The sequence below is a fragment of the Brevundimonas sp. 01N35 genome (assembly GCF_056399785.1).
Window position 1 is genome coordinate 1 of record NZ_JBFTRZ010000005.1, and the last position, 26,272, is coordinate 26,272.

General features: G+C 69.5%; 23 protein-coding genes. 18 read left to right on the forward strand and 5 right to left on the reverse strand.

What is annotated here, in order from left to right; genetic code table 11:
- Window positions 1–216 precede the first annotated feature (216 nt).
- Complete coding sequence (locus tag AC1DJ5_RS06300) at window positions 217–606, forward strand: DUF805 domain-containing protein (protein ID WP_441456069.1); 390 nt, start codon at window positions 217–219, stop codon at window positions 604–606.
- 195 nt (window positions 607–801) lie between these two features.
- Here AC1DJ5_RS06300 and AC1DJ5_RS06305 read toward each other — a convergent pair whose 3' ends face one another.
- A complete protein-coding gene (locus tag AC1DJ5_RS06305; RefSeq protein WP_477020031.1) occupies window positions 802–1,530 on the reverse strand; it encodes a hypothetical protein in 729 nt (242 codons plus the stop codon).
- 450 nt (window positions 1,531–1,980) lie between these two features.
- Here AC1DJ5_RS06305 and AC1DJ5_RS06310 point away from each other — a divergent pair, with 450 nt between their 5' ends.
- Complete coding sequence (locus tag AC1DJ5_RS06310; protein WP_477020032.1) at window positions 1,981–3,840, forward strand: hypothetical protein; 1,860 nt, start codon at window positions 1,981–1,983, stop codon at window positions 3,838–3,840.
- A gap of 327 nt (window positions 3,841–4,167) precedes the next feature.
- Here the strand turns inward: AC1DJ5_RS06310 and AC1DJ5_RS06315 are convergent, their stop codons facing one another.
- The gene (locus AC1DJ5_RS06315; RefSeq protein ID WP_477020033.1) at window positions 4,168–4,611 is read right to left on the reverse strand and encodes a hypothetical protein; all 444 of its coding nucleotides are present in this window, start codon (window positions 4,609–4,611) and stop codon (window positions 4,168–4,170) included.
- A gap of 216 nt (window positions 4,612–4,827) precedes the next feature.
- On the opposite strand from AC1DJ5_RS06315, the gene AC1DJ5_RS06320 reads away from it, so the two are divergent.
- The 14 genes from AC1DJ5_RS06320 to AC1DJ5_RS06385 all read left to right on the forward strand — a co-directional run bounded on the left by AC1DJ5_RS06320 (window position 4,828) and on the right by AC1DJ5_RS06385 (window position 19,519).
- Window positions 4,828–6,192, forward strand: a complete 1,365-nt coding sequence (locus AC1DJ5_RS06320; protein ID WP_477020034.1) for a hypothetical protein — start codon at window positions 4,828–4,830, stop codon at window positions 6,190–6,192.
- 18 nt (window positions 6,193–6,210) lie between these two features.
- Complete coding sequence (gene ccmI, locus AC1DJ5_RS06325) at window positions 6,211–7,026, forward strand: c-type cytochrome biogenesis protein CcmI (protein WP_477020035.1); 816 nt, start codon at window positions 6,211–6,213, stop codon at window positions 7,024–7,026.
- Between the two features lie 34 nt (window positions 7,027–7,060).
- Window positions 7,061–7,549 carry a cytochrome c maturation protein CcmE gene (gene ccmE, locus AC1DJ5_RS06330; protein WP_477020036.1) on the forward strand — a complete coding sequence of 163 codons (489 nt, stop codon included), beginning with the start codon at window positions 7,061–7,063 and terminating at the stop codon, window positions 7,547–7,549.
- Window positions 7,546–9,534, forward strand: a complete 1,989-nt coding sequence (locus tag AC1DJ5_RS06335; protein WP_477020169.1) for a heme lyase CcmF/NrfE family subunit — start codon at window positions 7,546–7,548, stop codon at window positions 9,532–9,534. The genes ccmE and AC1DJ5_RS06335 overlap by 4 nt, the downstream gene beginning before the upstream one ends.
- Entirely contained in the window at window positions 9,531–10,007 is a 477-nt protein-coding gene (locus tag AC1DJ5_RS06340; RefSeq protein ID WP_441456074.1) for a cytochrome c-type biogenesis protein, read from the forward strand. The genes AC1DJ5_RS06335 and AC1DJ5_RS06340 overlap by 4 nt, the downstream gene beginning before the upstream one ends.
- Window positions 10,008–10,336: 329 nt before the next feature.
- Entirely contained in the window at window positions 10,337–11,896 is a 1,560-nt protein-coding gene (locus tag AC1DJ5_RS06345) for a Do family serine endopeptidase (protein WP_477020037.1), read from the forward strand.
- A 66-nt stretch (window positions 11,897–11,962) separates the two neighbouring features.
- On the forward strand, window positions 11,963–12,634 hold the full coding sequence (locus tag AC1DJ5_RS06350; protein ID WP_441456076.1) for a response regulator transcription factor: 672 nt from the start codon (window positions 11,963–11,965) through the stop codon (window positions 12,632–12,634).
- Window positions 12,635–12,655: 21 nt separating this feature from the next.
- Window positions 12,656–14,071, forward strand: coding sequence for a sensor histidine kinase (locus AC1DJ5_RS06355; protein ID WP_477020038.1), 1,416 nt, complete (start codon window positions 12,656–12,658; stop codon window positions 14,069–14,071).
- Window positions 14,071–16,959, forward strand: coding sequence for a bifunctional [glutamine synthetase] adenylyltransferase/[glutamine synthetase]-adenylyl-L-tyrosine phosphorylase (locus AC1DJ5_RS06360; RefSeq protein WP_477020039.1), 2,889 nt, complete (start codon window positions 14,071–14,073; stop codon window positions 16,957–16,959). Before AC1DJ5_RS06355 ends, AC1DJ5_RS06360 begins: the two co-directional genes overlap by 1 nt.
- Before the next feature lie 85 nt (window positions 16,960–17,044).
- Window positions 17,045–17,464 carry a hypothetical protein gene (locus tag AC1DJ5_RS06365; protein WP_441456079.1) on the forward strand — a complete coding sequence of 140 codons (420 nt, stop codon included), beginning with the start codon at window positions 17,045–17,047 and terminating at the stop codon, window positions 17,462–17,464.
- A 63-nt stretch (window positions 17,465–17,527) separates the two neighbouring features.
- A complete protein-coding gene (locus AC1DJ5_RS06370; RefSeq protein ID WP_477020040.1) occupies window positions 17,528–18,121 on the forward strand; it encodes an RNA polymerase sigma factor in 594 nt (197 codons plus the stop codon).
- 16 nt (window positions 18,122–18,137) lie between these two features.
- A complete protein-coding gene (locus tag AC1DJ5_RS06375) occupies window positions 18,138–18,569 on the forward strand; it encodes a hypothetical protein (RefSeq protein ID WP_441456081.1) in 432 nt (143 codons plus the stop codon).
- A gap of 11 nt (window positions 18,570–18,580) precedes the next feature.
- Window positions 18,581–19,096, forward strand: a complete 516-nt coding sequence (locus tag AC1DJ5_RS06380; RefSeq protein ID WP_441456082.1) for a periplasmic heavy metal sensor — start codon at window positions 18,581–18,583, stop codon at window positions 19,094–19,096.
- A gap of 147 nt (window positions 19,097–19,243) precedes the next feature.
- Complete coding sequence (locus tag AC1DJ5_RS06385) at window positions 19,244–19,519, forward strand: endonuclease domain-containing protein (RefSeq protein ID WP_441456083.1); 276 nt, start codon at window positions 19,244–19,246, stop codon at window positions 19,517–19,519.
- Window positions 19,520–19,541: 22 nt separating this feature from the next.
- Here AC1DJ5_RS06385 and AC1DJ5_RS06390 read toward each other — a convergent pair whose 3' ends face one another.
- The 3 genes from AC1DJ5_RS06390 to AC1DJ5_RS06400 all read right to left on the reverse strand — a co-directional run bounded on the left by AC1DJ5_RS06390 (window position 19,542) and on the right by AC1DJ5_RS06400 (window position 23,139).
- The gene (locus AC1DJ5_RS06390; RefSeq protein ID WP_477020041.1) at window positions 19,542–21,956 is read right to left on the reverse strand and encodes an ATP-binding protein; all 2,415 of its coding nucleotides are present in this window, start codon (window positions 21,954–21,956) and stop codon (window positions 19,542–19,544) included.
- Window positions 21,957–22,062: 106 nt separating this feature from the next.
- Window positions 22,063–22,641, reverse strand: coding sequence for a hypothetical protein (locus tag AC1DJ5_RS06395; RefSeq protein ID WP_477020042.1), 579 nt, complete (start codon window positions 22,639–22,641; stop codon window positions 22,063–22,065).
- A gap of 84 nt (window positions 22,642–22,725) precedes the next feature.
- A complete protein-coding gene (locus tag AC1DJ5_RS06400) occupies window positions 22,726–23,139 on the reverse strand; it encodes a CBS domain-containing protein (protein WP_441456086.1) in 414 nt (137 codons plus the stop codon).
- Between the two features lie 125 nt (window positions 23,140–23,264).
- Between AC1DJ5_RS06400 and AC1DJ5_RS06405 the strand changes: the two genes are divergently transcribed.
- Both AC1DJ5_RS06405 and AC1DJ5_RS06410 read left to right on the forward strand, forming a co-directional pair.
- Window positions 23,265–24,353, forward strand: coding sequence for a flavodoxin family protein (locus AC1DJ5_RS06405; protein ID WP_441456087.1), 1,089 nt, complete (start codon window positions 23,265–23,267; stop codon window positions 24,351–24,353).
- Between the two features lie 59 nt (window positions 24,354–24,412).
- Window positions 24,413–26,269, forward strand: a complete 1,857-nt coding sequence (locus AC1DJ5_RS06410; RefSeq protein WP_477020043.1) for a monovalent cation:proton antiporter-2 (CPA2) family protein — start codon at window positions 24,413–24,415, stop codon at window positions 26,267–26,269.
- Window positions 26,270–26,272 lie beyond the last annotated feature (3 nt).

The window sequence follows — 26,272 nt, forward strand, 5'->3', positions numbered from 1 at the left end:
GAACTCATCGACTCGCCCGCCTTCCAGCGATCCCAGATTTCAGCCCGCTGGGCCGCCGAGTAATAGATCCGCCGCCGCTGCTTCATCGCCCACGCTCCATCTCCGAAGAAAAGTTAGCGTGTTGCGTTCACCGGTTGAGCCCACCGTGGTTAGCGGACATTGCGGTCGGGAAATCCTATCGCCTATAGGCACCACCTAGTCTGAGGGGGCACTTAAATGGAATTTCTCGAACATCGCTTCAATCGCGCGACCTATTGGCTCTGTTTGGCGATCCTGGCCGCTATCGCAACTTCGCTAGAGCTTTCGGGCGTGAATGTAGGGGGGATGGGCTTTGTCTTGGCGCTTCTCTACGTCTTTCGCGTGCACGACCTCGGCTGGAGTGGAAAATGGGTGTTGCTGTACTACTTCATCCAGATCGCGGCCGGAGTGATCGCTGGATTCACCATTCAACCGGACCACTTCCCCATCTTGGCCATAGTGGAGGGCGTGATCGTGGTTGCTGTCACCATCGCTTTAGGCAGCCTTCCCGGAGAAAAAGTGTCGAACCCATACGGAGCGCCCCCACCTCCCGGCCTATCCTTTAAGGGTCGAGAAACGACGAAATAGGTCCGAGGACCACCTACGTTTCAAATGCTGCCCCTTGGCTACACAGCCACCCGACGGATGTCCGCAATGGGTCGATTTGCGACATAGGCATCTGGCCCGAAACCGGACCTTGGCCAGCCGGCCCGAAAGCCGGACGCCCCCAACTTCAGCTAGGGGTGGGTAGTGGACATCAGCTTTCGAAAAACGGCGAGTCGCCTAGTCGCACGCCGACGGGGGGGCGTTACCGGGAGCGGTCCCGCAAATGTATCCCGCCATTCTGGCCGAGTTGATTTCATAGCCGTGGTCGCCCCGGACCAAGTCTTCCCTGTGCGGGAGGCCGCCTGTCTGGGTGACCGGCACGCTCAGGGTCTCGGGCCAGCGCTCAATGGTCCGTGACATCAGCCGGTCACGGAAGCGCCGCGTCAGCGTCGGGTCCCTACCTTGGGTGAAAGATATCCACACATGGCCGAAGTGAAACTGGTCGGAAACGCGAGCCTCGACTTGGCGGATATCACCGCCGCGATAGACGGTGGCATCGATCGACCTGCGAAGTTCGGGTGACATCTCAGGCCAGCGCTCCATTTCGTCTGCCGTCTCGACACTTAGGTCGAGCCCCTCGGCCTCCGCCGCTGCGGTGAGGAGGGTCAGGAAGTCGGCCCGCTCCACCGCCGTGGTCAGCGGCACCTCGAAGGCCGCCACTGCCCTCATGCTTTCGGGCTGAGGGACGGGCTGGCAGGCTCGTATGCAGCCGGCAGGCAATGAGATGGCAAGCAGCACTGAAGCAGTGGCACCGATCGGGAAGCACGATGAACCCGTTCGCCATGACGGCGGACCGAGTCGGCGCGCAGCGATCCAGACAAACCAGAGCCCAAGCGTGCCGCTGAGCGTCGCCACGATGGCGAATCCGAGCACCGTGGGAATGATAAAGATTATCTCGCTGCCCAATAGCGGACGTCCCCTTGTGAATGGCTTCAGGCAGTCCGTTCTGTCCAGGAGCGTGTCAGAAACCTAGCACCATTACGGCCATCACAAGCAGACTGGTTCGAAGACCGCTATGGGTCGGTTTGCGACAATAGCCCAGGGGCTGGCCGACCTCCGCCGGCCAGCGATGTCATCAACCGCAGGGCTTCGTCAATTAGGGCTTGGCCAGCCCCCACCAGCCAACCGCGCACGTCTTGCGCCTCAAGTGCCCAGCCGATCACGACCATGACAAGTTCGTGCACGCTTTTGCGGTACCTTTCAGGTTCATGCGGCAAGGAGATTGGGAGCTTTCTGTTCTTCAACTCATGGGCTGATGCTTTTGTCGGGACCGGCAGTGTCCTGATCGAGGGAGGTTAGGGTTGGACAGGGCCGTATAACGCTGATCTATCTGTTGAGGCAGGTGAGGATCGGGTCATGTCGAACGGGATCGTGGGCGCGATGCTCGGGGGCCAGCAGGCCGAGGCCAGCGGCAAGGCCGAGGCGCCCCGCGTCGCCAGCCAGGCCGGCAGCGTGGCCGCCGACCTCGCCATGAACCTCGCGAGCACCGATCCGGAAGTGGCCAAGAAGGCCTCGGAATTCTTGGACGAACAGGCGCAGATTTTGCGCCTTCAAAGAGACGAGATCCCCGAGGAGTGGCGGCTGCGGCGCGGCCAGATGATGGGCCAGGCCAAGGAGGCCAAGGTCCGCCGTCTGGGACAGATGATCCGGGTCGCTCTTCAGGTCATCACGGCGGGGTTCGGGCTGATCTTCGCCCTCTTCGTCCTGGGGGTCATCTATTCGGCCTCGCAGTCGCGCACTCTGGTGATCGACGCCTTTGACGCGCCGCCGGCGCTCGCCGCGCGGGGCATCAGCGGCAAGGTGGCGGCCAGCGGTCTGCTCGACGCCATCTCGGTCATCCAGGACGCCACGAGGTCCGCCTCGGCCAAGCGCAAGGTCGCCAGCGCCTGGACGGGCGCCATCAATGTCGAAGTGCCCCAGACCGGGCTGTCGATCAGCGAGATCGAACGGCTGCTGCGGGCGCGGCTGGGCAACGACACCCATATTTCCGGCGATCTCGTGCAGCAGAGCGACGGCTCGCTGACTCTGACCGTTCGCGGCAACGGGATCCGCCCCAAAGCCTTCACCGGGGGGCCCGACGCCCTGCAGGCGCTGACGACCAAGGCGGCGGAATACGCCTATGGCGAGGCCGAGCCCGCCCTCTATTCAGCCTATCTGATATCGTCCGACCGATCCGCCGAGGCCGACGCCTTCCTGGCCCAGGCCTATCCACGCGCCCCGGACGAGGCGAAAGCCTCGTTGGCCAATAATTGGGGCTATGCCCTGGAGAACCTGGGACGCCCCGTCGAGGCGATCGCCAAATATCGGCTTTCCCTTCGGCTGAAGCCCGACAATTGGGTGGCGCAGGGCAATTTCGTCGCGGTGTTGGCGACATTCGAAGGCGAAGAGGCGGCCTGGCGGGCGAGCGAGGAGATGCGCCGCCTGGCGGCCAGCCGTCCGAAGTCCAACCAGCCGCGCGGGACCGATTGGCTCAACCCGCAATATCTGTCGCAGGACGCCGGCAGTCAGCTGGCGACGTTGACCAGCCGCGATCCCAAGCGCGGGGCCACGGTGGAGAGCCCCGGGCCAATGGCCGCGGAGGCCTTTGGCCGGTTGCACGACTGGCAAGGCGCCGCCACCGCCCTGACGTCGTCGGAGCAGGGCGCGCCTTCGACGACGATGGTACGCAGTCACATCGCCGGGCTTCGCGCTCTGGAGGCCGGCAATTCGGCGGCGGCGGTCGCTCCTTTGGAGGCCGCCTATCAGGTCTGGCTGGCGGACACGGAACAGCAGATCAACTACCCGGACATGCCCTGCTACCTGGGCCTCGCCTATGGTTTGACGGGACGCGCGACCGAGGCGGAGGCGGTGTTCGCCAAGACCGGCCGTTGGGTCAAATGCGCGAGCTTCCGCGCCGATGCGATCGAGCGCGGCGGTGATCGCGCAGCGGCGGACGCCGCCTACGCCCAGGCCGTGGCGCTGGCCCCGTCGCTGCCCTTCGCCTACCAGCGCTGGGGGCTGGCGCTGATGGCGCGCGGCGACCACGCCGCCGCCCAGATCAAGTTCGCCGCCGCCCATCAGCGAGGCCCTCGTTGGGCGGATCCCCTCAAGGCCTGGGGCGACAGCCTGACGGCCCAGAGAGGCAGCCGCGAGGCGTCGAAAAAATACGCCGAGGCTCTGAGACACGCGCCCCAGTGGCTTGAACTCCAACGCGCAGAGGCCGCAGCCGGGCGTTAGCTGCGGCGGCCAAGGGCGGGCAGCGGAGTTATGGCGCAATCGCATCCCGGCGCATGATCGCCGGTGTGCCTAGCGGACCGGTATGCAGCCTTGCAATCCCGTCGCAAGCAGCAAGGCGACTGCAATCTTGGCAAGATGTGTCGGCATCGGCTGCTCCAGTTTCCACGAGGGATGTTACATGGGGTAGCCCGCCCGACAAACGGGTCCCTTCCTAACTTCGCCTATGGGTCGATTTCAGTCCTGGGCTTCGGCAGGCCAAAGAGCGGACATCGGCGTCCAGGCCAAAGAGCGGACGCCACTTTTGTCAGCTAAGGGTGGTTAGCGGACTTAGCCGTCACTTTGAAAAAACGTCAGCGCATACTCGTGCTCGTCAACGAGCAGAGAGACGTCAAAATGCCTGTCAGGAAAATCCTGCCTCAGCTTGGCCGTGTACGTCTGTGAGAGAACCTCACCGAGACGGACCACTCGACGATAGAGAAGCTCGGTGTCTTCTTCGTTGGTAAACAGATCGCCGATGCCGAGATAGTTTATTGCTGCCTCGATGTTGCATCGTGGTCGCCTGTCTTGTTTTTCCCACGAGCGCAAATTCTCGAGGTTAAAACCGTCGCGCAAGATGTACCCTTCGAATTCTACGAAGCGGGGCCAAAATAGCTCGCTGTACGCCAGCGCGCTATCCGAGGTGGCGATTGAGTAGACGTAGTCCAGCGGAGCGATCCCCTCACCGCCATTCCAGTCACGAAGCTCGGGGAGCAGGTCGGGTAGCTGATCCATGATCGGAGTCGTATCGGCTTTTGGCTACTCTCGTCTATGTCCGCTGAGGGTCGAAAGCCGCAATAGGCCTAAGGGTCGTAAACGGACTTCCGTAACGCGGGTCGCTGCCGCGCGAGGCGCGCTGACCCCGTCCCGCCCGGATCCAAAGGCCCTGTTAACCCGAACGGCGCACCCTCGGCCCCATGGTCGGGAATCGTTTCGGCCCGAGGAGCATCCATGGCGGACCTGTCGGCCGCACAGAGGGCCGCCCTGGCCCAGCTGATCGCGCGATGCCCCGACGCGATGTTGCCGCCGCTCGACGCGCTGGCGGCGACGATGACGGGCGACCGGGCCTGGGCGTTACGCGACATGGTCGAGGCCGAGGTGCTGGACCGGCGTCGGCGCGACGCGGCCTTTGGGCCTCTGGCGCTCTTGTTCCAACCGCGCGCCGACGGACTGGCGGGCTTGAGTTTTCCTGCGGCGGTTCCGGCGCGGCTGTGGCGGCTGGCTGTCCGCAATGAACCTGAACTGTTGCCGCAACTGGACCGCGAAGACGAGCTGTCGCGCATGGTCGCCGACCGCCTGTGCCTGAGCGGCGCCTCGGCGGTGCGCGACCAGGCCGAGGTCGTGTGGCCGGGGGGGACGGCGAGCGAGGTCGAGGAACTGGCCGCCTGTTTCGATCTGGCGGGGCTGGCGCGACGCAGCCTGACCCATCTGGAGACCTGGCTGGGTCGACCGGCGCCGGAGGCGACGGCGGAGCTGAAGCTGGCCCTGCGTCAGGCGGCGGCGATCGCCCCGGACGGGGCGTCGCGGCTGATGGAGATCTTTTTCGCCCAGTTGTCGGACGCGCGGACGATGCTGCGGCTGGTGGCTCAGGCCACGCCCGCCGCCGGGCGCGAGACCGTGGTGGGCGAGAGCGAACTGGCCGTCTTCGTCGACCGGGTGGTGACGGCGTTAGCCCACCGCGCGGCCGAGGCGGCGGCCTTTGATCCGACCGCGCCGGGCGCCGACGCGGCCTTGCTGAAGGCCGACCTGGACTGGTGCGCCGAGACCTTGGCCGAGATCGACGTCACCCTGCCGCTGCGTCCTGACAGCGCCTGGGGCAAGGCGGTGCGGCAGGCGCGGTTGAAGATCGTCGCGCGCCTGTCCGAGCTGTTCAGCGCCGCCGAGCGGGCGGCGGAGGCGGTGCTGCCGGTCGAGCGCACGGCGATGGCGGGACGAATGACGCGGCCGACGCCGCGACTGGATGAGGCGGTCGACGCCGAGGCGGCGGCCAGGGCGAAGGCTCTGGCGGCGGTGATCGGCCTGGTGCGCGGGCCGGCGACGGTGTTCGGCTGCGAGGCCGAGCGGCGTCAGACGGCGGAGGGGCTGACCGGGCGGTTGGCGACCTGGGCCGACGAAGCGATCGAACGGCTAAACGACGGCGTGGTCCCAAACCAGGCGATCGCGCGCAAACGCATCGCCCTGACCGTCGAGCTGCTGGGGCTGATCGGGGCCAAGGAGGCGGGCCGGACCGTGCGGCGACGCCTGACGGTGGCCGGCGCGGCGCCGAGCGTTTTGACCGATGGTGCGACTCCGCGAGCCTCGCGTCAGGTCGCCTGATCCGCTAGAGCGGCGGGCATGACGATCTTCTGGATCATGACGGGATTGGCCACGGCCCTGGCCGGGCTGGTGGTGCTGGCCGGCGCGCGGCGCGGCGCGGACGCGGAAGGCGCGGTCGACCGCGACGCCGCGGGGCGCGAACTGGCCGAGCTGGACCGGCTGAAGACGCGCGGCCTGCTGGATGAGGCGGGCTGGACCGCCGCGCGGGCCGAGGCGGGACGACGGCTGCTGGCGGCGCGGCGCGACGCGCGCGCGCCCGTGGTCGGATCGAAGGATCGGCTATGGGTTCTGGGCGGCATCGGCCTGACGGCGGTCGCGGCGCTGGGCCTCTATCTAGGGACCGGCGCGCCGGGGATGCCGGATCAGGCCTACGAGACCCGCGTGCGCCAATGGGCGCAGTCGCCCGAGACGCTGGAGCCGGCCCAGATCGCCGCCGTGATCGGCCGCGTCGTCAAGGATCGCCCCGACGACCATCGCGCCCTGACCATGCTGGGCGCCGCGCGATTCGAGGCGGGCGACCCCATCGGCGCGGCCTCGGCCTTCCGTCGGGCCCTGGCGCTCCAGCCGGACGACGCCCAGAGCTGGGCGCGGCTGGGCGAAAGCCTGGTGCGAGCCAACGAGGGCGCGGTCGGCGGCGACGCCGAGGCGGCCTTCCGCGAGGCGCTGAAGCGCGACCCGGATCAGTTGGGGGCGCGTTATTTCCTCGGCGAAGCGGCGCTGAAGCGCGGCGACAAGGCCGCAGCGGCGGCGGCCTGGGGCCCGCTGATCGCGGCGCTGGAGCCGAACGATCCGCGTCGGGCGGACCTGCAAAAAAGACTGGGCGGGGCCGGATGACGGCCTTGCTGCAACCTATCTGTGATGTCCTGACATGAGCTGGCTTCCCAAATCGCCGAAGGCGCGTCGTCGCCTGTGGGTCGTGGTCGTCGCGGCGCCCGTGCTGGCGCTGGCGGTCGGCCTGTCGCTGTGGGCCATGAAGGACAACGTCACCTATTTCTTCTCGCCGTCCGAGGCGACGGCGGACAAGGCCCCGGCGGGGCGGGTGATCCGCCTGGGCGGACTGGTCGAGGCCGGCAGCGTGGTCAAGGGCGCGGACGGGACCGTAGTCTTCGTCGTCACCGACAATGTGGGGACCACCCAGGTCCTCTATCACGGCGATCTGCCCGACCTGTTCCGCGAGGGGCAGGGGATCGTGGCGCAAGGCGCCTTCCAGCCCGACCGCACCTTCAAGGCCAGCCAGGTGCTGGCCAAGCACGACGAGACCTATATGCCGCGTGAAGTCGCCGACCGGCTGAAGGCCAAGGGCGAGTGGCGACCCGCAACGGGCGAAGCGCCTGCAGCCGCGAGCCGCAGCCTGTGATCGTCGAACTGGGGGCCTATGCGCTGATCCTGGCGCTGGCGCTGGCGACCCTGACCACATTGCTGGCCACGGTCGGTCGACTGCGTCTCAGTCCGGTGCTGGCGGGGGCGGGCGGCGGGGCGCTGATCGCCTCGGCGCTGGCGACATTGCTGGCCTTCGCGGTGCTGATCTACGCCTTCGCCGTGTCGGACTTCTCGGTGTCGAACGTGGCCATGAACAGCCACACCGACAAGCCGATGCTCTACAAGGTCGCCGCCGCCTGGGGCAGCCATGAGGGCTCGCTGGTGCTGTGGTGCCTGGTCATGACCGGCTTCGGCGCGGCGCTGGCCCTGGCGCGCGGCCTGCCGTTCGGGCTCAAGACCTCGGCGGTGGCGGTGCAGGGCGCGCTGTCGATGCTGTTCCTGGCCTTCGCCGTCTTCACCTCCAACCCCTTTGCCCGTCTGGATCCGGCCCCGGTGCAGGGCGCGTCGCTGAACCCCCTGTTGCAGGACCCGGCGCTGGCCTTCCATCCGCCGCTGCTCTACGCGGGCTATGTGGGGTTTTCGGTCTGTTTCTCGCTGGCGGTCGCCGCCCTGATCGAGAAGCGGGTCGATCCGGCCTGGGGCCGCTGGGTGCGGCCGTGGGCGCTGGCGTCCTGGGCCTTGCTGACGGTCGGCATCACCCTGGGGGCCTTCTGGGCCTATTACGAACTGGGCTGGGGCGGCTGGTGGTTCTGGGACCCGGTCGAGAACGCCAGCTTCATGCCGTGGCTGGCCGGCGCGGCCCTGCTGCACTCGGCCATCGTCACCGAGCGGCGCGGGGCGCTGGCGGGGTGGACGGTGTTCCTGGCCCTCCTGGCCTTCACCTTCTCCATGCTGGGGGCGTTTCTGGTGCGCTCAGGCGTGCTGACCTCGGTCCACGCCTTCGCCGTGGATCCGGAGCGGGGCATGATGCTGCTGGTCATCCTGGGCGCAGCGGCGGGCGCGGCCTTCATCCTGTTCGCGCTGCGGGCGCCGGGGCTGAAGAGCGGGGCGGCCTTTGCGCCGGTCAGCCGCGAAGGCGCGCTGGTGCTGAACAACCTGTTCCTGACGGCGGCGGCGGCGACGGTGCTGCTGGGGACGCTTTATCCGCTGATCCTCGAGGGGATTTCGGGCGCGACCATTTCGGTAGGCCCGCCCTATTTCGCCGCGACCTTCGTGCCGCTGATGGTGGTGGCCTGTCTGATCCTGCCCGCCGGGCCCCTGCTGGCGTGGAAGCGCGGCGACCTGAAGGGGGCCGTGCAGCGGCTGTGGCTGGCGGCGGGTCTGGCGGTTGTGGCGGCGTTCGCGGCCTTCATGCTGTTCGAGCCGAAGAAGGCGCTGGCGGCGGCGGGACTGGGCGTGGGGGCCTGGCTGATCCTGGGCGCGCTGGCTGAACTGGGCGTTCGGACCAAGGCGTTCCGCGCGCCGGTGGCTGAGACCCTGCGCCGCGCCAAGGGTCTGCCGCTGGGCGCCTGGGGCATGACCCTGGCCCATGCCGGTCTGGGCGTCTTCATCCTGGGGGCCGTGGTCGAGACCAGCTTCAAGGCTGAGGCGGCAGCGGCCATCCCCCTGGGCGGCGAGGTGTCGGCGGGACCGTGGAAGGTGACGCTAGACGCGGTGCAGGTGATCGAGGGGCCGAATTATCTGGCCGAGCAGGGGCGGCTGACCGTCGCCCCGCTGGCTGGCGACGCGGTCGAGCGCGAGATCACCGCCGAGCGCCGTTTCTTCCCGGCGGGCGGGCAGACGACGACCGAGGTGGGTCTCGACTTCCGCGGGCTGGACGACGTCTATGTGGTCATGGGCGAACGCGCGGCGACCGACAAGAACGAGCCGGCCTGGACGGTGCGGGTCTATTACAATCCCTGGGCGCGGCTGATCTTCCTGGGCCCGGCCATCATGGCGCTGGGCGGGGTGCTGTCCCTGCTGGACCGGCGGCTGCGGGTCGGGGCGGGATCGCGTCGGAAGAACGGGGAGGCCAAGGCGTGAGGCGCCTGGCGTCCCTGACCGGCGCGCTGACTCTGATGGCGGGCGCCGCGCTGGCTGAACCGCCGCCGGCGCCAGACCGGCCTCTGCCCGACGCGGCGCAGGAGGCGCGGGCGCGGGCCCTGTTCGGCGACATCCGCTGCGTCGTCTGCCAGCACGAATCCATCGCCGACAGCCCGGCGGGCATCGCCGCCGACATGCGCCGTCTGGTGCGCGAGGAGATCGCGTCGGGCAAGAGCGATCTGGCCGTGCGTCAGGACCTGGTGCGGCGCTATGGCGACTACATCCTGTTCCAGCCGCCGGTGCGGGCGGGGACCTGGCTGCTGTGGTTCGGGCCGTTCGCCCTGGTGCTGGGCGCGGGGGGGCTGTTCGTCTGGCGGGCGCGTCGTCGCCGCGCCGAGGTCGCGCCGCTGACGGCGGAGGAAGAGCAAGCGCTGGCGGAACTGACGGCCGAGTCTGACGAAGCCGGACGCTGACGTCAGCCTCTGCCCTATCTCCCGCTCATCCCGGCGGACGCCGCGATCCAGAGCTTTAGCTATGAGCACCCCCTCGGAAATCTGGGCTGTCCAGCCACACGCAGCACGTGCGGTTCATACTGGATCCCGGCGTCCGCCGGGATGAGCGGTTTTGGGGCTGCCTATATAAATCGTCAGGCTTCGCCGCGATCCTGACGCACCTGCGCCACACGGGGAACGTCGATCGGGAACAACCATTGCGAGGGCGCATTGGCTTAGGCCGAAACGCCCTATATCCATGGGCGAACGGAGCTTTCGGAGCTCCGGCTTTCAGGACTGCAAGGACGACGATGCTGAAGCGCAAGGAGTTCATTCTGGGGGCGGCCGTCGGCCTGTCCTTCGCCGCGGTGGCGACGGCGGGCGGGGTCATCAGCTGGCCGGGCGCCCATGCGGCCCCGGCGGCGGTCAGCGGACGGCTGGCCCCCTCGGCCGGCGCCGCGGGCGCCGCCTTCGCGCCGCCGCAGGGCGCGCCGCTCAGCTTCGCCGACATCTTCCAGCAGGTCGCGCCCGCCGTGGTGCAGATCGACGTCAAGACGCGGGTGCCCAAGCCCAGCGGCCAGACGATCCAGATTCCGGGCTTCGGCGCCGTGCCGATTCCGGGCGCGCCGCGCGGCGGCTCGGGCGAAGACAGCGAGGACAACTCGACCACGGCCCTGGGCGCCGGGTCGGGCTTCTTCATCTCGGCTGACGGCTACATCGTCACCAACAACCACGTCGTCGAGAACGCCGAGGAGATCAAGGTCAAGCTGAGCGACGAGCGCGAGCTGACCGCGCGCCTGATCGGCCGCGACCCGCTGACCGACCTGGCCGTCATCAAGGTTGAAGGCGGAAACTTCCCCTTCGTCTCGTTCGAGGACAAGGCCGAGCCGCGCGTCGGCGACTGGGTCATCGCCGTGGGCAACCCCTTCGGCCTGGGCGGCACGGCCACGGCCGGCATCGTTTCGGCCAAGGCCCGCGACATCGGCGGCAACGAGAACCCCTATACCGACTTCCTCCAGATCGACGCCGCCATCAACCGGGGCAACTCGGGCGGGCCGACCTTCGACATCTATGGCCGCGTGATCGGCGTCAACTCGGCCATCTATTCGCCGACGGGCGGCTCGGTGGGCATCGGCTTCGCCATTCCGGCGGGCATCGCCAAGGCCACGACGGACCGTCTGATGCGCGGTGAGACGATCGAGCGCGGCTATCTGGGCGTCACCATCGGCGATCTGACCAGCGACTACCGCGAGAGCCTGGGCTTGCCCGACGCGACCAAGGGCGCCTTTATCACCGACGTCACCAAGGGATCGCCGGGCGCGAGCGCGGGGCTTCTGCCGGGCGACATCGTCGTCTCCATCAACGGCCGCAGCATCCGGGGCAGCAACGAGCTGACGCGCACGGTCGGTGCGGTGCAGCCCGGCGAGACGCTGAGGCTGGAGTTGTTGCGCGAAGGTCGCCGCCAGACCGTGAACGTCCGGGCGGGCACGCGTCCGGCCAATCTCGGCGCGCCTGACGCCGGCAAGGACCCGGAGGCGGAGACGCCCAATGCGCCGGCGGCGGTGGGCGAGGCGGTCGAGGGGCTGACGGTGGCGCCGATCAGCGCGGCCCTGCGCAGCCGCTATGAACTTTCCGACGATCAGCAGGGCCTGGTCATCACCGCCGTCGCTCAGCAATCGCGGGCCGGACGGCTCGGCTTCCAGCCGGGCATGGTCGTCATGCAGGCCGACAGCCGTCGCGTCAGTTCGGTCAAGGAACTGCAGGAGGCCGTCGCGCGGGTGAAGTCCGCCGGTCGCACCGGCGTTCTGCTGCTGGTGCGGACGGCGAACGGCAACAATCCGGTCGTCCTGCCCTTCGCCAAGTCTGAATAAGGCGTAACTCACAGGATCGGCGGCGATGCGCTAACATCGCCGCCGAATCTTTTTTCGGAGGGGCCTATGCGTATTCTGGTGGTCGAGGACGACGCTGAGGCGGCGGCTGCGATGGTGCGGGGTCTGAGCGAGGCCGGGCACGAGGTCACGCACGCCGTGGACGGCGCCTTCGGTCTGCTGGAATCGCAGAAGGGCGGCTACGACGTCTATGTCGTGGACCGCATGATGCCGCGTCTGGACGGCGTCGGCATGGTCGAGACGGTGCGCAAGGGCGGCGATCAGACGCCGGTCCTGTTCCTGTCGGCCCTGGGCGAGGTCGAGGACCGGGTCACGGGTCTGAAGGCCGGGGCCGACGACTATCTGGTCAAGCCCTACGCCTTCGCCGAACTGATCGCCCGGGTCGAGGCCCTGGCGCGCCGTCGCGAGACGGGCGGGGTCCAGACCGTGCTCAAGGTCGGCGACCTGGAAATGAACCTGATCGCCCGCACCGTGCATCGCGGCGCGGCCGAGATCGACCTGCAGCCGCGCGAGTTCCAGCTGCTGGAATTCCTGATGCGCCACGCGGGCCAGTCGGTGACGCGCACCATGCTGCTGGAGAAGGTCTGGGAATACCATTTCGACCCCCAGACCAACGTCATCGACGTCCACATCAGCCGCCTGCGCTCCAAGATCGACAAGGGCTTCGACAAGGCCATGCTGCAGACCGTGCGCGGCGCGGGGTATCGGCTGGAGGCGTAAGCCTCCTGCCGCCCGCCTGACGTGAAACTGCCCTCCCTTTTTCGGCGGACGCCGTTTCGGCTGACGCTGCTGTTTCTGGCGCTGTTCGTGACCACGGCCAGCGCGGTGCTGGCCTATGTCTATGTCGCCTCGGCGTCGGAGGCGCGGGCCAAGGCCGAGGCGGGGGTGCGGGCCGAGGTCGAGGCGCTGACGGCGGTGTACCGCACGCGCGGCGTCGACGCCCTCAACAAGGCGCTGGTCGACCGGACGCTGCGGGGCGGCTCTTACCTCTATCTGCTGATGGACAAGGATCGGAAGACGATCACCGGCAACATCTCGACCTCGCCGCTGGAGCCGGGCGAGGCAGTGGCGAGCGGGCGTTGGGACAATTTCCGCCTGACCGACACCGACGACGAGGGGCGGGTCCGCAAACGTCAGGCGATCGGCGTGGAAATGCCGCTGACGGGCGGCGAACAGCTGTTCGTCGGCGAGGACATCGGCGACATCGAAGCCTATCTGGCGCGGCTGACCCAGGCCCTGTGGGGGGCCATGGTCATGGTTCTGGTGCTCGGAGTCGGCGGCGGCCTGGTGATCAGCCGCCGGGTCGAAAAGTCGATGAGCGGGCTGAACCGGGTGGTGGCGGCGGTGCAGGACGGCGACCTCAAGGTGCGGGCGCCGGTCAAGAACTCGGGCGACGAACTGGACGAACTGGGCCAGGGGCTGAACACCATGCTGGATCGGCTGGAGGCCTCGATGGCCTCGATCCGCCACGCCGGGGACGCCATCGCCCATGACCTGCGCTCGCCGCTGACGCGGATGCGGGCCAAGCTGGAGGTGGCGCTGATCGACGCCGAGGCGGGCAAGGTGTCGGGCGTCGACGCCCTGGGCATCGCCCTGGACGAAGCGGACGCCCTGCTCAAGACCTTCAACACGGTTCTGGCCATCGCCCGGCTGCAGGCTGGCGGGGCGCCCGATCCCAAGGTGTTCGACGCCGCCGAACTGGCGACCGACATGGCCGAGCTGTACGAGCCGGCCAGCGAGGACAAGGGGCTGGAGTTCTCGGCCGAGATCGAGCGCGGCCTGATGATCGAGGGCAACCAGCCCTTCCTGGCGCAGGCCCTGGCCAACATCATCGACAATGCGGTCAAGTACACGCCGTCGGGCGGGGCGGTGAAGCTGCGGGCGCGGCGGCGGTCGTCGGGTGAGATCGAGTTTTCCGTCACCGACACCGGGCCGGGCGTGCCTGACGAGGATCACGACCGGGTGCTGCAACGCTTCGTCCGGCTGGACAACAGCCGCACCGAGCCGGGCTCGGGTCTGGGCCTGTCGCTGGTGACGGCGGTGGCCGAGGCGCACGGCGGCCGGGTGCAGCTGGACGAGGGGCCGGGCGCCTATGGCGATCAGGGGCCGGGTCTGCGGGTGGCCCTGATCCTGCCGCCGGCAAACGGGACGAATTGATGAGCGATCTGCTGGGGCCGAGGCTGCGGCCGTGCGGGTCGGTGCGCGACGCGATGGCTGCGGGGCGCATCCATGAGCGGCTGGCCGAGGCGGCGGCCCCTTCATCTGAGGGGGGCGGCTGGCGCGCGACGCTGGATGGGGCCTGGGGCGCGCTGGAGCCGGTGTTTGCGGCCTCGCCTTATTTGGCCGGACTGGCGCGGCGCTGGCCCGAGCGGCTGCGGCAAGTTCTGGAGACGACGCCCGAGGCGCGGCTGGCCGAAATCCTGGCGGACACCGAGGCCGTCGACGGCCCGGCGGACGAGGCCAAGGCGCCGCTGCGGCATCTGAAGGCCGAACTGCATCTGCTGACGGCCCTGGCCGATCTGGGCGGGGTCTGGGACCTGGATCAGGTGACGGGCGCCCTGTCGCGCTTCGCGGACGCCACGGCCCAGGCGGCGCTGCGCTGTCTGGCCCATGACCAGAGGCGGCGCGGCAAGCTGACCTCGGCGGCCGACGATCCGCGCGGTCCCGTGCCGGGCCTATTCGTCCTGGCCATGGGCAAGGGTGGGGCGTTCGAGCTGAACTATTCCTCGGACATCGACCTGTCGCTCTTCTTCGAGCCGGAGGCGCTGGAGAGCGCGCTGGGCGAGGGCGTGGAGGCGCAGAGCTTTGTGAACCGGCTGGCCCAGGGGCTGACCAGTCTGCTGACCGAGCGGACGGCGGACGGCTACGTCTTCCGCGTGGACCTGCGACTGCGGCCCGATCCGTCCTCGACCCCGCCGGTGGTCGCCGCGCCTATGGCCTTGGCCTATTACGAATCCGTCGGCCAGAATTGGGAGCGGGCGGCCTTCATCAAGGCGCGGGTCTGCGCCGGGGACAGGACCGAGGGGGCGGATTTCCTGAAGGCGCTGACACCCTTCGTCTGGCGCCGCAGCCTGGACTATCAGGCCGTGCTGGACATCCAGTCGATCAAGAAACAGATCCACGTTCACAAGACCGGCGAGGGGCTGGAGGCGGCGGGCGCCAATCTGAAGCTGGGCCGGGGCGGCATTCGGGAGATCGAGTTCTACGTCCAGACCCAGCAGCTGATCCTGGGCGGGCGCGACAAGGGGCTGCGTTCGTCGCGCACGCTGGAGGCGCTGGACGCCCTGACCCAGCGGGGCCATGTCGCCGTCGAGGCGCGCGACGAACTGGCCGCCGCCTATGTGACCTTGCGGGGTCTAGAGCACCGGGTGCAGATGCTGGCCGACGAGCAGAGCCACGTTTTGCCGGTCGATCCCGAACGCCGGGCCGATGTGGCGGCGCTGGCGGGCGAGGGCGATCTCGGCCTGTTCGACGCCGGGGTCGAGAGCCTGCTGATGGGGGTCAATCAGCGCTATGGCGAGCTGTTCGAGGGCGGCGAGGAGCTGTCGTCGCCTTACGGCAGTCTGGTCTTCACCGGGGTCGAGAACGATCCGGGCACGTTGGAGACCCTGAGCCGCATGGGCTTCTCCGAGCCCGCGACCGTGTCCGACACCATCCGCAGCTGGCACCACGGGCGCATCCCGGCGACGCGGACGGCGCGGGGGCGCGAGCTGTTCACGAGGCTGGCCCCGCAACTGCTGGCGGCGGTGGCGAAGACCGGAGCGCCGGACGCGGCGTTTCGACGGTTCGCCGTCTTCTTCTCGGGCCTGAGCGCCGGCGTGCAGGTGCAGGCCCTGTTCCTGAACCAGCCGTCGCTGTTCGATCTGGTGGTCGGGGTCATGGCCTTTGCCCCGCGTCTGGCGCGGGCGCTGGGGCGGCAACCGCAGGCCTTGGACGGGGTGCTGGACGCGCGTTTCCTCACGGCCCTCGGCACGGACACGGGTCTGGCCGACCAGGTGGTGCGCGAGGCGCATGAGGCCGGCGATTTCGAGGGGGCCATGAACGCCGTGCGCCGCCTGCACCGCGAACAGGTGTTTCGCATCGGCATGCACATCATCACCGGCCGGACCACGGCCGAGCAGGCCGGGCTGTCCAACACCTCGCTGGCCGACGCCTGCATGCGGGCGCTGGCCCCGGCGGCCCTGGCCGAGGCCGAGCGGATGGGCGGGACCTTCCCCGGCGCGGTCGCCGTGGTGGCGCTGGGCAAGGCTGGCTCGCGCGAGATGACGGCGGGGTCGGACCTGGACCTGATGACGGTCTATGCCGCGCCGCCCGAGGCGACCTCGGCGGACAAGGGCTGGAGCGCGGACCATTTCTACGGCCGTTTCACGCAACGCTTTATCGCCGCCCTGTCGGCGCACACGGCCGAGGGCGGGCTGTATGAGGTGGACATGCGGCTGCGGCCGACGGGGTCAAAGGGGCCGGTGTCGGTGCGGCTGGAGGCGCTGGACGAATACTACGCCGAGGAGGCCGTGACCTGGGAGTTCATGGCCCTGACGCGCGGGCGGCTGGTCTGGGCCAGCGACGCGGAGTTTGGCGCACGGGTCGAGGCGACGCTGGAGGCGGCGCTGCGGCGGCCGCGTCCCGGCGTGGACGTGGCGCGCGACGTGCGGGCCATGCGCGACCTGATGGACCGCGAGCGGCGGCCCAAGGGGTTCTGGGACCTGAAGCTGTCGGCGGGGGCGCAGGTCGACGCCGAGTTCGTCGCCCAGTACCGCCAACTGTGCGCGGCGGCGGCGGGCGCGCCGCTGACGGTGTCGACGCTGGAGGCGCTGAAGGCCGATCCCGTCCTGGCCGAGAGCTGGCGCACGCATCAGCAGCTGGGCCAGCTGATGGCCTGCGCCTTCGAGGGGGGCGGCGACCCGGAGGTCGAGCCGGCGGGCTTCCAGCGGCAACTGGCCGAAAGCGTGGGCGCAGCGGACTTCGAGGGGCTGAAGGCGCAACTGATCGACCTTCGCTTACGGGCGCGGCGGGCGTTCGAAGCGGCCCTGCCGCGGGAAAGCTGATCGTCGGCGACGGAAACCACGAAGCGCTACGTTCATTCTCTCGAGTGGGACGCTTTTGGGCCCCGAACCCTTGGAGACCATCGAGATGAAGAAGACCCTTGGCGGCGTCGCCGTCTTCGTAATCGCCGCCGCCGTCGGCGGCGGGGCCTTCGCCCAGGCCGCAGCGCCGCGCGCGGCCGCCCCCGCCGTGGACAAACCGGTCACTCAGGCCGCCTATGTCCAGCGCCGGATCGAACCGCTGCGCGCCGCCGACGCCAACCATGACGGCACGGTCACCGTCGAGGAAGCGCGCGCCGCGCGTGAGGCGCGCGACAGCGGCCCTGACCGCGCCGTCGTGATCGCCGAGGCCGAGCAGAAGGCCCGCCAGTCCTTCGCGCGTATGGACGCGGATCACGACGGCTTGCTGACCAGAGCGGAACGTCGGGCTGACAGCGAGCGTCGCGCGGCGCGACGGGCCGCCCGTCCCGCTGCGGCGGCGTCGCCTTCGACGCCCGCTTCGGAGTAAGGAAGATGTCGGGGAAGGCGGTCCGTCCGTCGGCCCGTTTCGTGAACGGCGAAAGAGGCTGGATTGGCGAAGATCGCCGACCCCGACGAGGAACTGGTGCGGCGCGTAGGTCAGGGCGACCCCGCGGCGATTCAGGCCATGCTCGCACGCAAGCTGCCGCGCATGCTGACGCTGGCGCAGCGGATGCTGGGCGACGCGACGGAGGCTGAGGACGTGGCGCAGGAGGCGATGCTGAGAGCCTGGCGACAGGCGCCGCGCTGGACGCCCGGTCAGGCCAAGTTCGACACCTGGCTGCACCGGGTGGGGCTGAACCTTTGCTACGACCGGCTGCGGCGACGGCGCGAGATCGCGACGGAGGCGCCGCCGGATCGGCCCGACGACGGCCCAGCGCCGGACCGGGGGCTGCTGGCGATGGAGACCGGCGTGCGGGTCGAGGCGGCGATGGCGAAACTGCCCGAGCGGCAGCGCGAGGCCATCGTCCTGTGTCACTATCAGGAACTGGGAAATATCGAGGCGGCGGGGCTGATGAACGTCAGCGTCGAGGCCCTGGAAAGCCTGCTGTCGCGCGGACGGCGGGCGCTGCGGCGGACGCTGGCGGACATTGCGCCTCTTGGGGCGCCGAACGCGGCCGATGCAGCGACAGCGACGAATGGGTAAGGCGGGGGCTGGAACCATGACGATGACGTACGAGCGTTTTGAATATCTGGCCGACGCCTATGGCGGCGACCTGCGGCGCTGGCCCGAGGCCGAGCGCGAGGCGGCGCGCGCTCTGACAGCCGTCGACGCACGCGCGGCGGCGCTGTTGGCGCAGGCCGACCGGCTGGACGCCCTGCTGGGCGCCGCGCCGCGTCCGGTCGCGTCGCACGTCCTGCGCGAACAGGTGATCGCCAGCGCGGCGGGCGCGGGCCTGAGGACGCGACGCCGAGGGGGCGTGGGGACCCTGGCCTGGCTGTCGGCGGGCGCCGGATGGGCGGCGGCGGCCTGCGCGGGGGTGGTGTTCGGCGTCGCCCTGACCAGCCATATGACCGCCAATGTGCGGGCGGACGCGGTCCTCTATCAGGCCAGTCTGGCCGGCGCCGACGACACGGAGGTTCTGGGCGGATGACGTCGCGGAGTTTGAAGATCGCTCTGGCCGTGTCGGTCGCCCTCAACGTCTTCGGCGTGGCCACGGGCGGGGCCGTCTGGGTGATGCGCGAGAAGGTCGGGGCCTGGATGGCCGACGCCAACCGTTCGCCGCGGGGAGAGCCGGTGTGGGACGTGGTCGAGCGGCTGGCCCCCGCGGTGCGGGATCAGGTCAAACGCGATCTGCGGGCCAACGCCATGCTGGCGCGGCCTGATTTCGAGGAGGCGCGGGAGGCGCGGCGCGAGGCCATCGCCCTGACCGGGGCCGAGACCTTTGATCCTGTGGCGGTCGCCGCCCTGCTGGAGCGGTCGCGGGCGTCCGAGATGCGCGGCCGCTCGCGGCTGGAGGCGGGGGCGGTGGAGATTCTGGGCCGGTTGAGCCCAGCAGATCGCAAGGCCCTGGCGCCGATCCTGTCGCGGCACAGGGCGCGCAAGCCTGAGAAGCCGGCGGCGCCCGTGGCGCCGACGCCGGCTGAGGCGCCGGTTCAGATGAGCGGCGCTCAATCCTGAAATCCTCCCCCGCTTTGCAGGGGAGGATCGCAATAATGGCCAAGCTGTGAGAGCCTCAACATCATGAGAGCCACGGTCCTCACCGAAAAGCGCGCTCGCCGCCTGCGCCGCGCCCTGACCCCGCCCGAGGCGGCGCTCTGAGTTCGCTTGCGCGCACGACGATCGGGTCTGCCTGCGTTTCGCCGCCAGCACCCTTTTGGTCCCTATATCCTCGACTTCTATTGTGCCCGCCTGGGTTTGGCGGTCGAGATCGACGGCCTGATCCACGGCATGGGAAATGCGCCTGCCCACGACACCCGCCGCGACGCCTGGCTACGCTCACAAGGAGTCGAGATACTCCGCTACCCCGCCGCCGACGTTCTTGCCGAGGCCGACGAAGTCGCCGGGTCCATCTGGACCCTGGTCCTGTCCCGCATCCGCTGACGCCAGCACCAATTCTCCGGGCTCAGGCCGCGCGCGACTGAACCCGCTGCGGGGTCGACCCGGCCGGGGCCATCGCGCCCTCGGGCGCGCGGATCGGCAGGTCGAACCAGACGGTGGTGCCGCGGCCCGGCTCGCTCTCGATGATCATATGGGCGCGGTGCAGTTCGATCAGGGACTTGGTCAGGGCCAGGCCCAGGCCGGTGCCTTGCGTGGTCTTGGAGTGCTGACCCTCGACCTGTTCGAAGGGCTGGGCCAGCCGCTCGAGGTCCATGGCGGCGATGCCGATGCCGGTGTCGGTCACCGAGACGCGGACGTGATCGGGGTCTTGAAGCGCGACGCTCACGGTGACGGCCCCGCCCTCGGGCGTGAACTTCACCGCATTGGAGATCAGGTTCAGCAGCACCTGCTTCAACCCGCGATGATCGGCCTCGATCTGAACGGCGTCGGGGGCGACCAGGGCCAGGGTCAGGCCCGCCTCCATCGCCTTGCCGCGCATCAGACGGATGGCGTCGTTGCACAGGCCGTTCAGCGACAGGGCCTCGTAGTGCAGGGTCAGCTTGCCGGCCTCGATCTTGGCCATGTCGAGGATGTCGTTGATCAGGCTGAGCAGGTGCTGGCCCGAGGTGTGGATGTCGGCGGCGTAGCCCTTGTAGCGACGGTCGCCCATCGGCCCGAACATCTCGCCGGCCATGATCTCGGAGAAGCCGTTGATGGCGTTCAGCGGGGTGCGCAGTTCGTGGCTCATATTGGCCAGAAATTCGGACTTGGCCTGGTTGGCGGCCTCGGCCCGGGTCATGGCGACCTCGTACTTTCGGGCCAGTAGGGACAGTTTGGCCTCGCGGTCTTCCAGCGCTGCGACCATGCCGCGCAGTTCGTCGGCGGCGCGGCGGCGCTCGGCCTCCTGACGACGGATGACGGTGATGTCGGCGGCGATGACCACGGTGCCGCCGTCGCCAGTGAAGCGCTCGGCCATCTGCAGCCAGCGGCCGTCCTTCAACTCGACCTCGCGCACCCCGGCGCGGCCGCTGGCCGAGGGGTGTTCGGCCTTGACAGCCTTGGCGGCGATCAGGTTCAGGGCGTCCTTCTGGGCGCCGCGGCGGACCACGCCCGCCGGGAAGGCGAAGGCGTCCTGGAAGGCCTGGTTCCACAGGATCAGACGGCCCCGGCGGTCGAACAGGACGAAGGCGTCGGAGACGCTTTCGATGCCGTCGCGCAGCCGGTTCTCGGCGGCCTGGGCCTGGGCCTTGGCGCGGCGGGCTTCGGTGATGTCCAGCGCCACGCCCATCAGGCTGACATAGCCGCCGTCGCGGCGCGGCTGGCGCGACTGGCCGCGCGCGTCGATCCAGCGCACGCCCCCGGCCTTGAGCGGCACGGGGAAGGTCACGTCGAACGCGCCGTGCGCCGCCGCCCTGTCGAGAGCGTGAACCAGGGTCTCGCGATAGCGCGGATGGACCCGTTCGATCAGGGCCTGGGTTGTCAGAACCGTACCGGCCTCCACCTCGAGCAGGGCGGCCATATAGTCGGACAGGACGACCTCGCCGCCCGCCAGATCCCATTCCCAGACGCCGCAACGCGCGGCTTCGACCGCGACCCGGAACCGGCGCTCGGTGTCGGCCCAGCGGCGACCGGTGCGGGCCTGGCGCCAGTTCTGCAAGGCGACGATCACCAGGAACAGCACCATCAACAGCAGCGGTCCGGCCAGCAGCCAGACGTCGTCCAGCCAGGCCGAAGGTCCGCCCGGAACCTGTACGGTCGCCACCGTCGCCAGGTCAGTGGCGCCGATCGGGGCCGAGGCGGTCAGTCGCGCGCGGCCGTCCGGCCCCTTCACGGCCCTGGCGCTTGCGGCCGGGGCCTGTCCGGCGGGGACGATGGTCAGGGTCGCGCCGTCCAGCGCGGCGGGCGCCGGGGGCAGGGGCGTGCGGGCGACGATCGACAGGCCGTCGCCTACCGGTCGGTGGATCAGGAGGGCATTGTCCTGAAGCGTGAAACGCTCGGCGACGCTCGAGGCCGCCGGGGTCTTCGGCGCGGCCCGGGCCGACAGGCGCCCGCCGACGGCGGCCACGGCCTCGCCGTCGCGGTCCACTACGGCGAAGGCGGTGTCGGGGGCCAGGGCGCGGGCGCGGTCCAGGGCTTCGACCGCCTGATCGGGCCGGGCGGCCAGGTCGCGCGCGGCGAGCGTCAGGGCGCCCGCGACCAGGGCGGTCTGGCCTTCGATCCGGGCCGCCGCCAACTGGGCCTCCAGCGCCAACCTCTCGATCCGACCGGCCTGGATCTCGCGCTGCGGGCGGGCGTCGCTGCGGATCACCAGCAGGGCGTAGGCGACGATGGTCAGGGCGGCGGCGAGCAGCAGGACGCGCACCCAGGGCGTGCTGGCCCGGGTGGCCTGGTCCGTGGCGCGTCGGCCCGGCCCGTAGCTGCGACGCTCGGTGCCCCGCAAGGCGCCCTCCATCTCAAGATGGGGAGAATCTAGGCTGCGTCGCGGATTCCTGTCGAGGCCTGACGGCCAGGCTTTTCGCCTGTCGGGCGAACGCCCTTGCGGCGGATCAAGCGGCCTGGGTCGCATCCGGGGCCGAGGCGCGGACGGGCTCGGGCGGCGGCGCGAGGACTTCGGTGATCTGCACCAGAATTTCGCGGGCGCGGCGGGCTAGGCGCACGCTTTCCGGCGGCGCGTCTTCGGGGGATTCCGAGACGGTCTCGACGAGCTCGCGGGCCAGGTCCAGCAGTTCGGGCGAGGCGGCGATCAGGCGCGACTGGAACTCGATGCGTTCGGGGTCGCGGTCGTATTCGGCGCCGGGCACGCGCCAGCCGCCCCAGTCGGCCTTGTCGGTGACCACGACGGGATAGCTGCCCGGGAAGGGATGGTGGGCGCAGTCCGCCGGCTCCTGCCACTTGTTGCGGGCGCGCAGCACGCGCCAGTCGCCCAGGGTGGCGGCCGCCGTGTCCTCGGCGGGCAGCTGCAGTTCAGTGCCCATGAATTCGCGGCCGAGGCCGACGTCGTAGGTGATGCGCACGGGCTCGTCGAAGCCCTTGGCCCAGACGGGCTGGACCTGCTCGATCTGGGCCCAGACGCCGACGCTCTCGACCCAGACCTTCTGGCCCTTTTGAAACTGCGCGCGCGCCATGCGGTCTCTCCCCTGCGAAGAGGCCAGCATGGACAACAGCCGTTATCGTCCGGTTCCGCGACGTGGTTAGCGGATGGTGAACCTTCAGTTCGGGCGCGAGATCTCTTCCAGCGCCTCGCCCGCATAGCGCTCCTTGACCCGAGTCGACAGGTCGCCCAGCGACACCACGCCGACCAGGCGGCCGTCCTTGTCCACGACGGGCAGGCGCCGCACCTGACGCGAACTCATCAGGTCCAGCGCGACCGCGAGGTCGTCGTCGGCTCGGACCACGAGGGGGTCGCGGCTGAGGAACTCGACTACGCGGGCGGTGGGCGCGGCGCCCGCCGCGACGGCGCGCACGGCGATGTCGCGGTCGGTGATCGCCCCGACCAGCCTGTCGCCGTCGGCCACCGGAATAAAGCCGAAATCGCCGGACGCCATGCGCGCGGCGACCTCCTGAAGGGTGTCGTGGGGACGGGCGACCTGCACGTCCCGGCTCATCACGTCGCGGATTTTCACGGGTCTCTCCTTGGTCAGACAGCTGTTCGGCTTGGCGGTAAGAACCCGCGCCTACGAACCCGGTTCCGGCGGAACGGGGGGCGAGGCGGGGCCGTTAGCTGAGCGCCGCCCCGACGGAGGACAGGATGACCGACGCTGTGAACACGCCCGAACCGCGCCAGGGCATGCCGTCGCCTGAACTGAGCCGCGAGGAATTCACCGGCCGATTTTTGAGCCGCTATCGGGACCCGGCGTTCGACACGGTTCGAGAGGCGCTGGACAAGATCGCCGCCGTCGCCTGGGACGGCTATATCGAGGGCCGCAAGAGTCCGGTGACGCGCAAGGCCGGCCCCGGCTACGCCGACCCCGACTACGACCTGTCCGTCGACTGGATCAACGCCCACGCCGCGATCGAGGCGGCCCAGGTCCGCCACGGCGACCCGAACGGCCCGCTGCGCGTCCTGCTGATCAACGGCTCGTCGCGATCCGAGCACACCTGTCCCGGCGAAATGTCCAAGAGCTGGCGGCTGACCATGATCGCCGAGCAGGCGCTGAAGGCGGCGGGGACGGAGACGACGGTGCTGGACCTGTCACGGCTGGCCTCGGAGTTCGGGCGCGACATCCACCCCTGCAAGGCCTGCTTCTCGACGGCGGCGGCGCTCTGTCACTGGCCGTGCAGCTGTTATCCCAACTATTCGCTGGGCCAGGTCCACGACTGGATGAACGACATCTATCCGATGTGGGTCGAGGCGCACGGCGTCTTCGTCGTCACCCCGGTCAACTGGTATCAGGTCTCCAGCCCGATGAAGCTGATGATGGACCGGCTGGTCTGCGCCGACGGCGGCAATCCCGATCCGACCCTGACGCACGGCAAGGACGCCAGGAAGGCCAAGGCGGTCGAACTGGCGGGCTGGGCCTATCCGCGCCATCTGGAGGGGCGAATCTTCTCGGTCGTAGTGCACGGCGACGTGGAGGGCGCCGAGAACGTCAGGCGCTTTGTGGCCGACTGGCTGACCTCGATGAAGCTGACGCCGGCGGGCCCGGACGCCGTGTTGGACCGCTACATCGGCTATTGGGAGCCCTACGCCACCAGTCACGACGCGCTCGACAAGGACATCGCCATCCAGGCCGAGGTGCGGATCGCCGCCGAGGAGTTGGCGCGGGCCATCAAGGCCCGGCGCGAAGGGCGGCTGGACCCGACCGACACGGGGCTGGAGAGCCCCCGTCAGAAATAGCGCCCTCGCCATCGCGACGCTTCGTCCCCACAATGGAGGCTCAGACTAAAGGGTGAGCGATGGCCGAGGCGTCGACGGGACTGGATCTGGGCCATGTGGCCGCGCTGCTGGCGGCCGGGGTCGTGGCGGTGCCTGTCTTCCGCAAGATCGGGCTGGGCTCGGTGCTGGGCTATCTGGCGGCGGGCGCGGCCATCGGCCCGTTCGGACTGGCCCTGTTCCGCGAGCCGGAAGTCATCCTGCACGTCGCCGAGTTCGGCGTGGTCATCTTCCTGTTCATCATCGGACTGGAGATGCGGCCGAAACGCTTGTGGGGGATGCGCAAGGAGATCTTCGGCCTGGGGGCGACCCAGGTCGGGCTGGCGGGTTTGGCGCTGACGCTGGTCGCCATGGCGGCGGGCGTATCGGCGCCGGTGGCCTTCGTCGGGGCCATGGGCTTCGTCATGTCCTCGACCGCCGTCATCGTGCAGATGCTGGAGGAGCGGGGCGACCTGCCGACGCCGCAGGGGCAGAGGGCGGTGTCCATCCTGCTGTTCGAGGACCTGGCCATCGTGCCGCTGCTGGCCATCGTTGCGGTGCTGGCCGTCTCCGTAGGCTCCGCGCACGAGAGCGCTGCGCCGCTGTGGCAGACCATCGGCCTGGCGGTCGCGGCGGTCGCGGGGGTGCTGGTCATCGGCCGCTACGCCATCAATCCGGTCTTCCGCTTCCTGGCGCAGAACGGCGGGCGCGAGGTGATGACGGCCGCCGCCCTGCTGGTGGTGGCGGGCACGGCCTGGATCATGAACGAGGTCGGCCTGTCGATGGCCATGGGGGCTTTCCTGGCCGGGGTGCTGCTGTCCGATTCGACCTTCCGGCATCAGCTGGAGGCTGACGTGGAGCCGTTCCGCGCCATCCTTCTGGGCCTGTTCTTCCTGTCGGTGGGCATGGCGCTGGACATCGGCGTGGTGATTTCCGACTGGCGCATCGTGGTCGCCGGCCTGCTGGCCTTCATGGTCGTCAAGGCGGCGGTCATCTATGTTGTGGCGCGGCTGTTCAAGGCTCGCCATCACGAAGCGGTGGAGCGCGGGGCCCTGTTTGCGCAGGGCGGCGAGTTCGCCTTTGTCCTCTATGGCGCGGCAGCGGCCGGCGGGGTCATCGACGGCCAGGCCAGCGCGGCGCTGACGGCCATCGTCATCCTGTCCATGGCCCTGACGCCGCTGACGACCCTGGCGCTGAAGCGCTGGCTGCCCGAGGAGGCGGGACTGTCGCCCGAGGAGGCCGAGGGCGTGGATTCGGCCGAGGGCCTGCGCGGGCAGGTGCTGATCATCGGCTTCGGCCGCTTCGCCCAGGTGGTGTCGCAACCCTTGCTGGTCCGCGACGTGGACGTGTCGATCATCGAGAACGACGTGGAGATGATCCAGGCGGCGGGCGACTTCGGCTTCAAGGTCTATTACGGCGACGGCACCCGTCTGGACACGCTGCGGGCCTCGGGCGCGGGCAAGGCCGAGGCGGTGCTGGTCTGCGTCGACAAACCGGAGGCCGCCGACCGCATCGTGCAACTGGTCAAGTCGGAGTTTCCGGGGGTCAAGCTGTTCGTGCGCGCCTTCGACCGGGGCCATTCGCTGCGCCTGATCGCGGCGGGCGTCGAATACAATATCCGCGAGACCTTCGAGTCCGCGCTGAAGTTCGGCGAGGCGGTGCTGGTCGATCTGGGCGTGTCTGAGGACGAGGCGGCCGAGACCATCGCCGACGTGCGTCGCCGCGACGCCGCGCGGCTGGACCTGCAGGTCACGGGCGGCATGGCGGCCGGGCGGTCGCTGATGCGCGGAAACATGCCGACGCCCCAGCCGGAGCCCTATATCAAGCCGCGACGGGTCGGGCGGATCCTGAACGAGAACGAGGCCGGCCCGCCCGCGCCCGACGCGGAAACGACGGACTGAGAC

Coding starts and splice junctions, on each gene's coding strand:
- AC1DJ5_RS06300 (WP_441456069.1), top strand. CDS start 217: ATGGAATTTCTCGAACATCGCTTCAATCGCGCGACCTATTGGCTCTGT.
- AC1DJ5_RS06310 (WP_477020032.1), top strand. CDS start 1,981: ATGTCGAACGGGATCGTGGGCGCGATGCTCGGGGGCCAGCAGGCCGAG.
- AC1DJ5_RS06315 (WP_477020033.1), bottom strand. CDS start 4,611: ATGGATCAGCTACCCGACCTGCTCCCCGAGCTTCGTGACTGGAATGGC.
- AC1DJ5_RS06320 (WP_477020034.1), top strand. CDS start 4,828: ATGGCGGACCTGTCGGCCGCACAGAGGGCCGCCCTGGCCCAGCTGATC.
- ccmI (WP_477020035.1), top strand. CDS start 6,211: ATGACGATCTTCTGGATCATGACGGGATTGGCCACGGCCCTGGCCGGG.
- ccmE (WP_477020036.1), top strand. CDS start 7,061: ATGAGCTGGCTTCCCAAATCGCCGAAGGCGCGTCGTCGCCTGTGGGTC.
- AC1DJ5_RS06345 (WP_477020037.1), top strand. CDS start 10,337: ATGCTGAAGCGCAAGGAGTTCATTCTGGGGGCGGCCGTCGGCCTGTCC.
- AC1DJ5_RS06350 (WP_441456076.1), top strand. CDS start 11,963: ATGCGTATTCTGGTGGTCGAGGACGACGCTGAGGCGGCGGCTGCGATG.
- AC1DJ5_RS06360 (WP_477020039.1), top strand. CDS start 14,071: ATGAGCGATCTGCTGGGGCCGAGGCTGCGGCCGTGCGGGTCGGTGCGC.
- AC1DJ5_RS06365 (WP_441456079.1), top strand. CDS start 17,045: ATGAAGAAGACCCTTGGCGGCGTCGCCGTCTTCGTAATCGCCGCCGCC.
- AC1DJ5_RS06375 (WP_441456081.1), top strand. CDS start 18,138: ATGACGATGACGTACGAGCGTTTTGAATATCTGGCCGACGCCTATGGC.
- AC1DJ5_RS06395 (WP_477020042.1), bottom strand. CDS start 22,641: ATGGCGCGCGCGCAGTTTCAAAAGGGCCAGAAGGTCTGGGTCGAGAGC.
- AC1DJ5_RS06405 (WP_441456087.1), top strand. CDS start 23,265: ATGACCGACGCTGTGAACACGCCCGAACCGCGCCAGGGCATGCCGTCG.
- AC1DJ5_RS06410 (WP_477020043.1), top strand. CDS start 24,413: ATGGCCGAGGCGTCGACGGGACTGGATCTGGGCCATGTGGCCGCGCTG.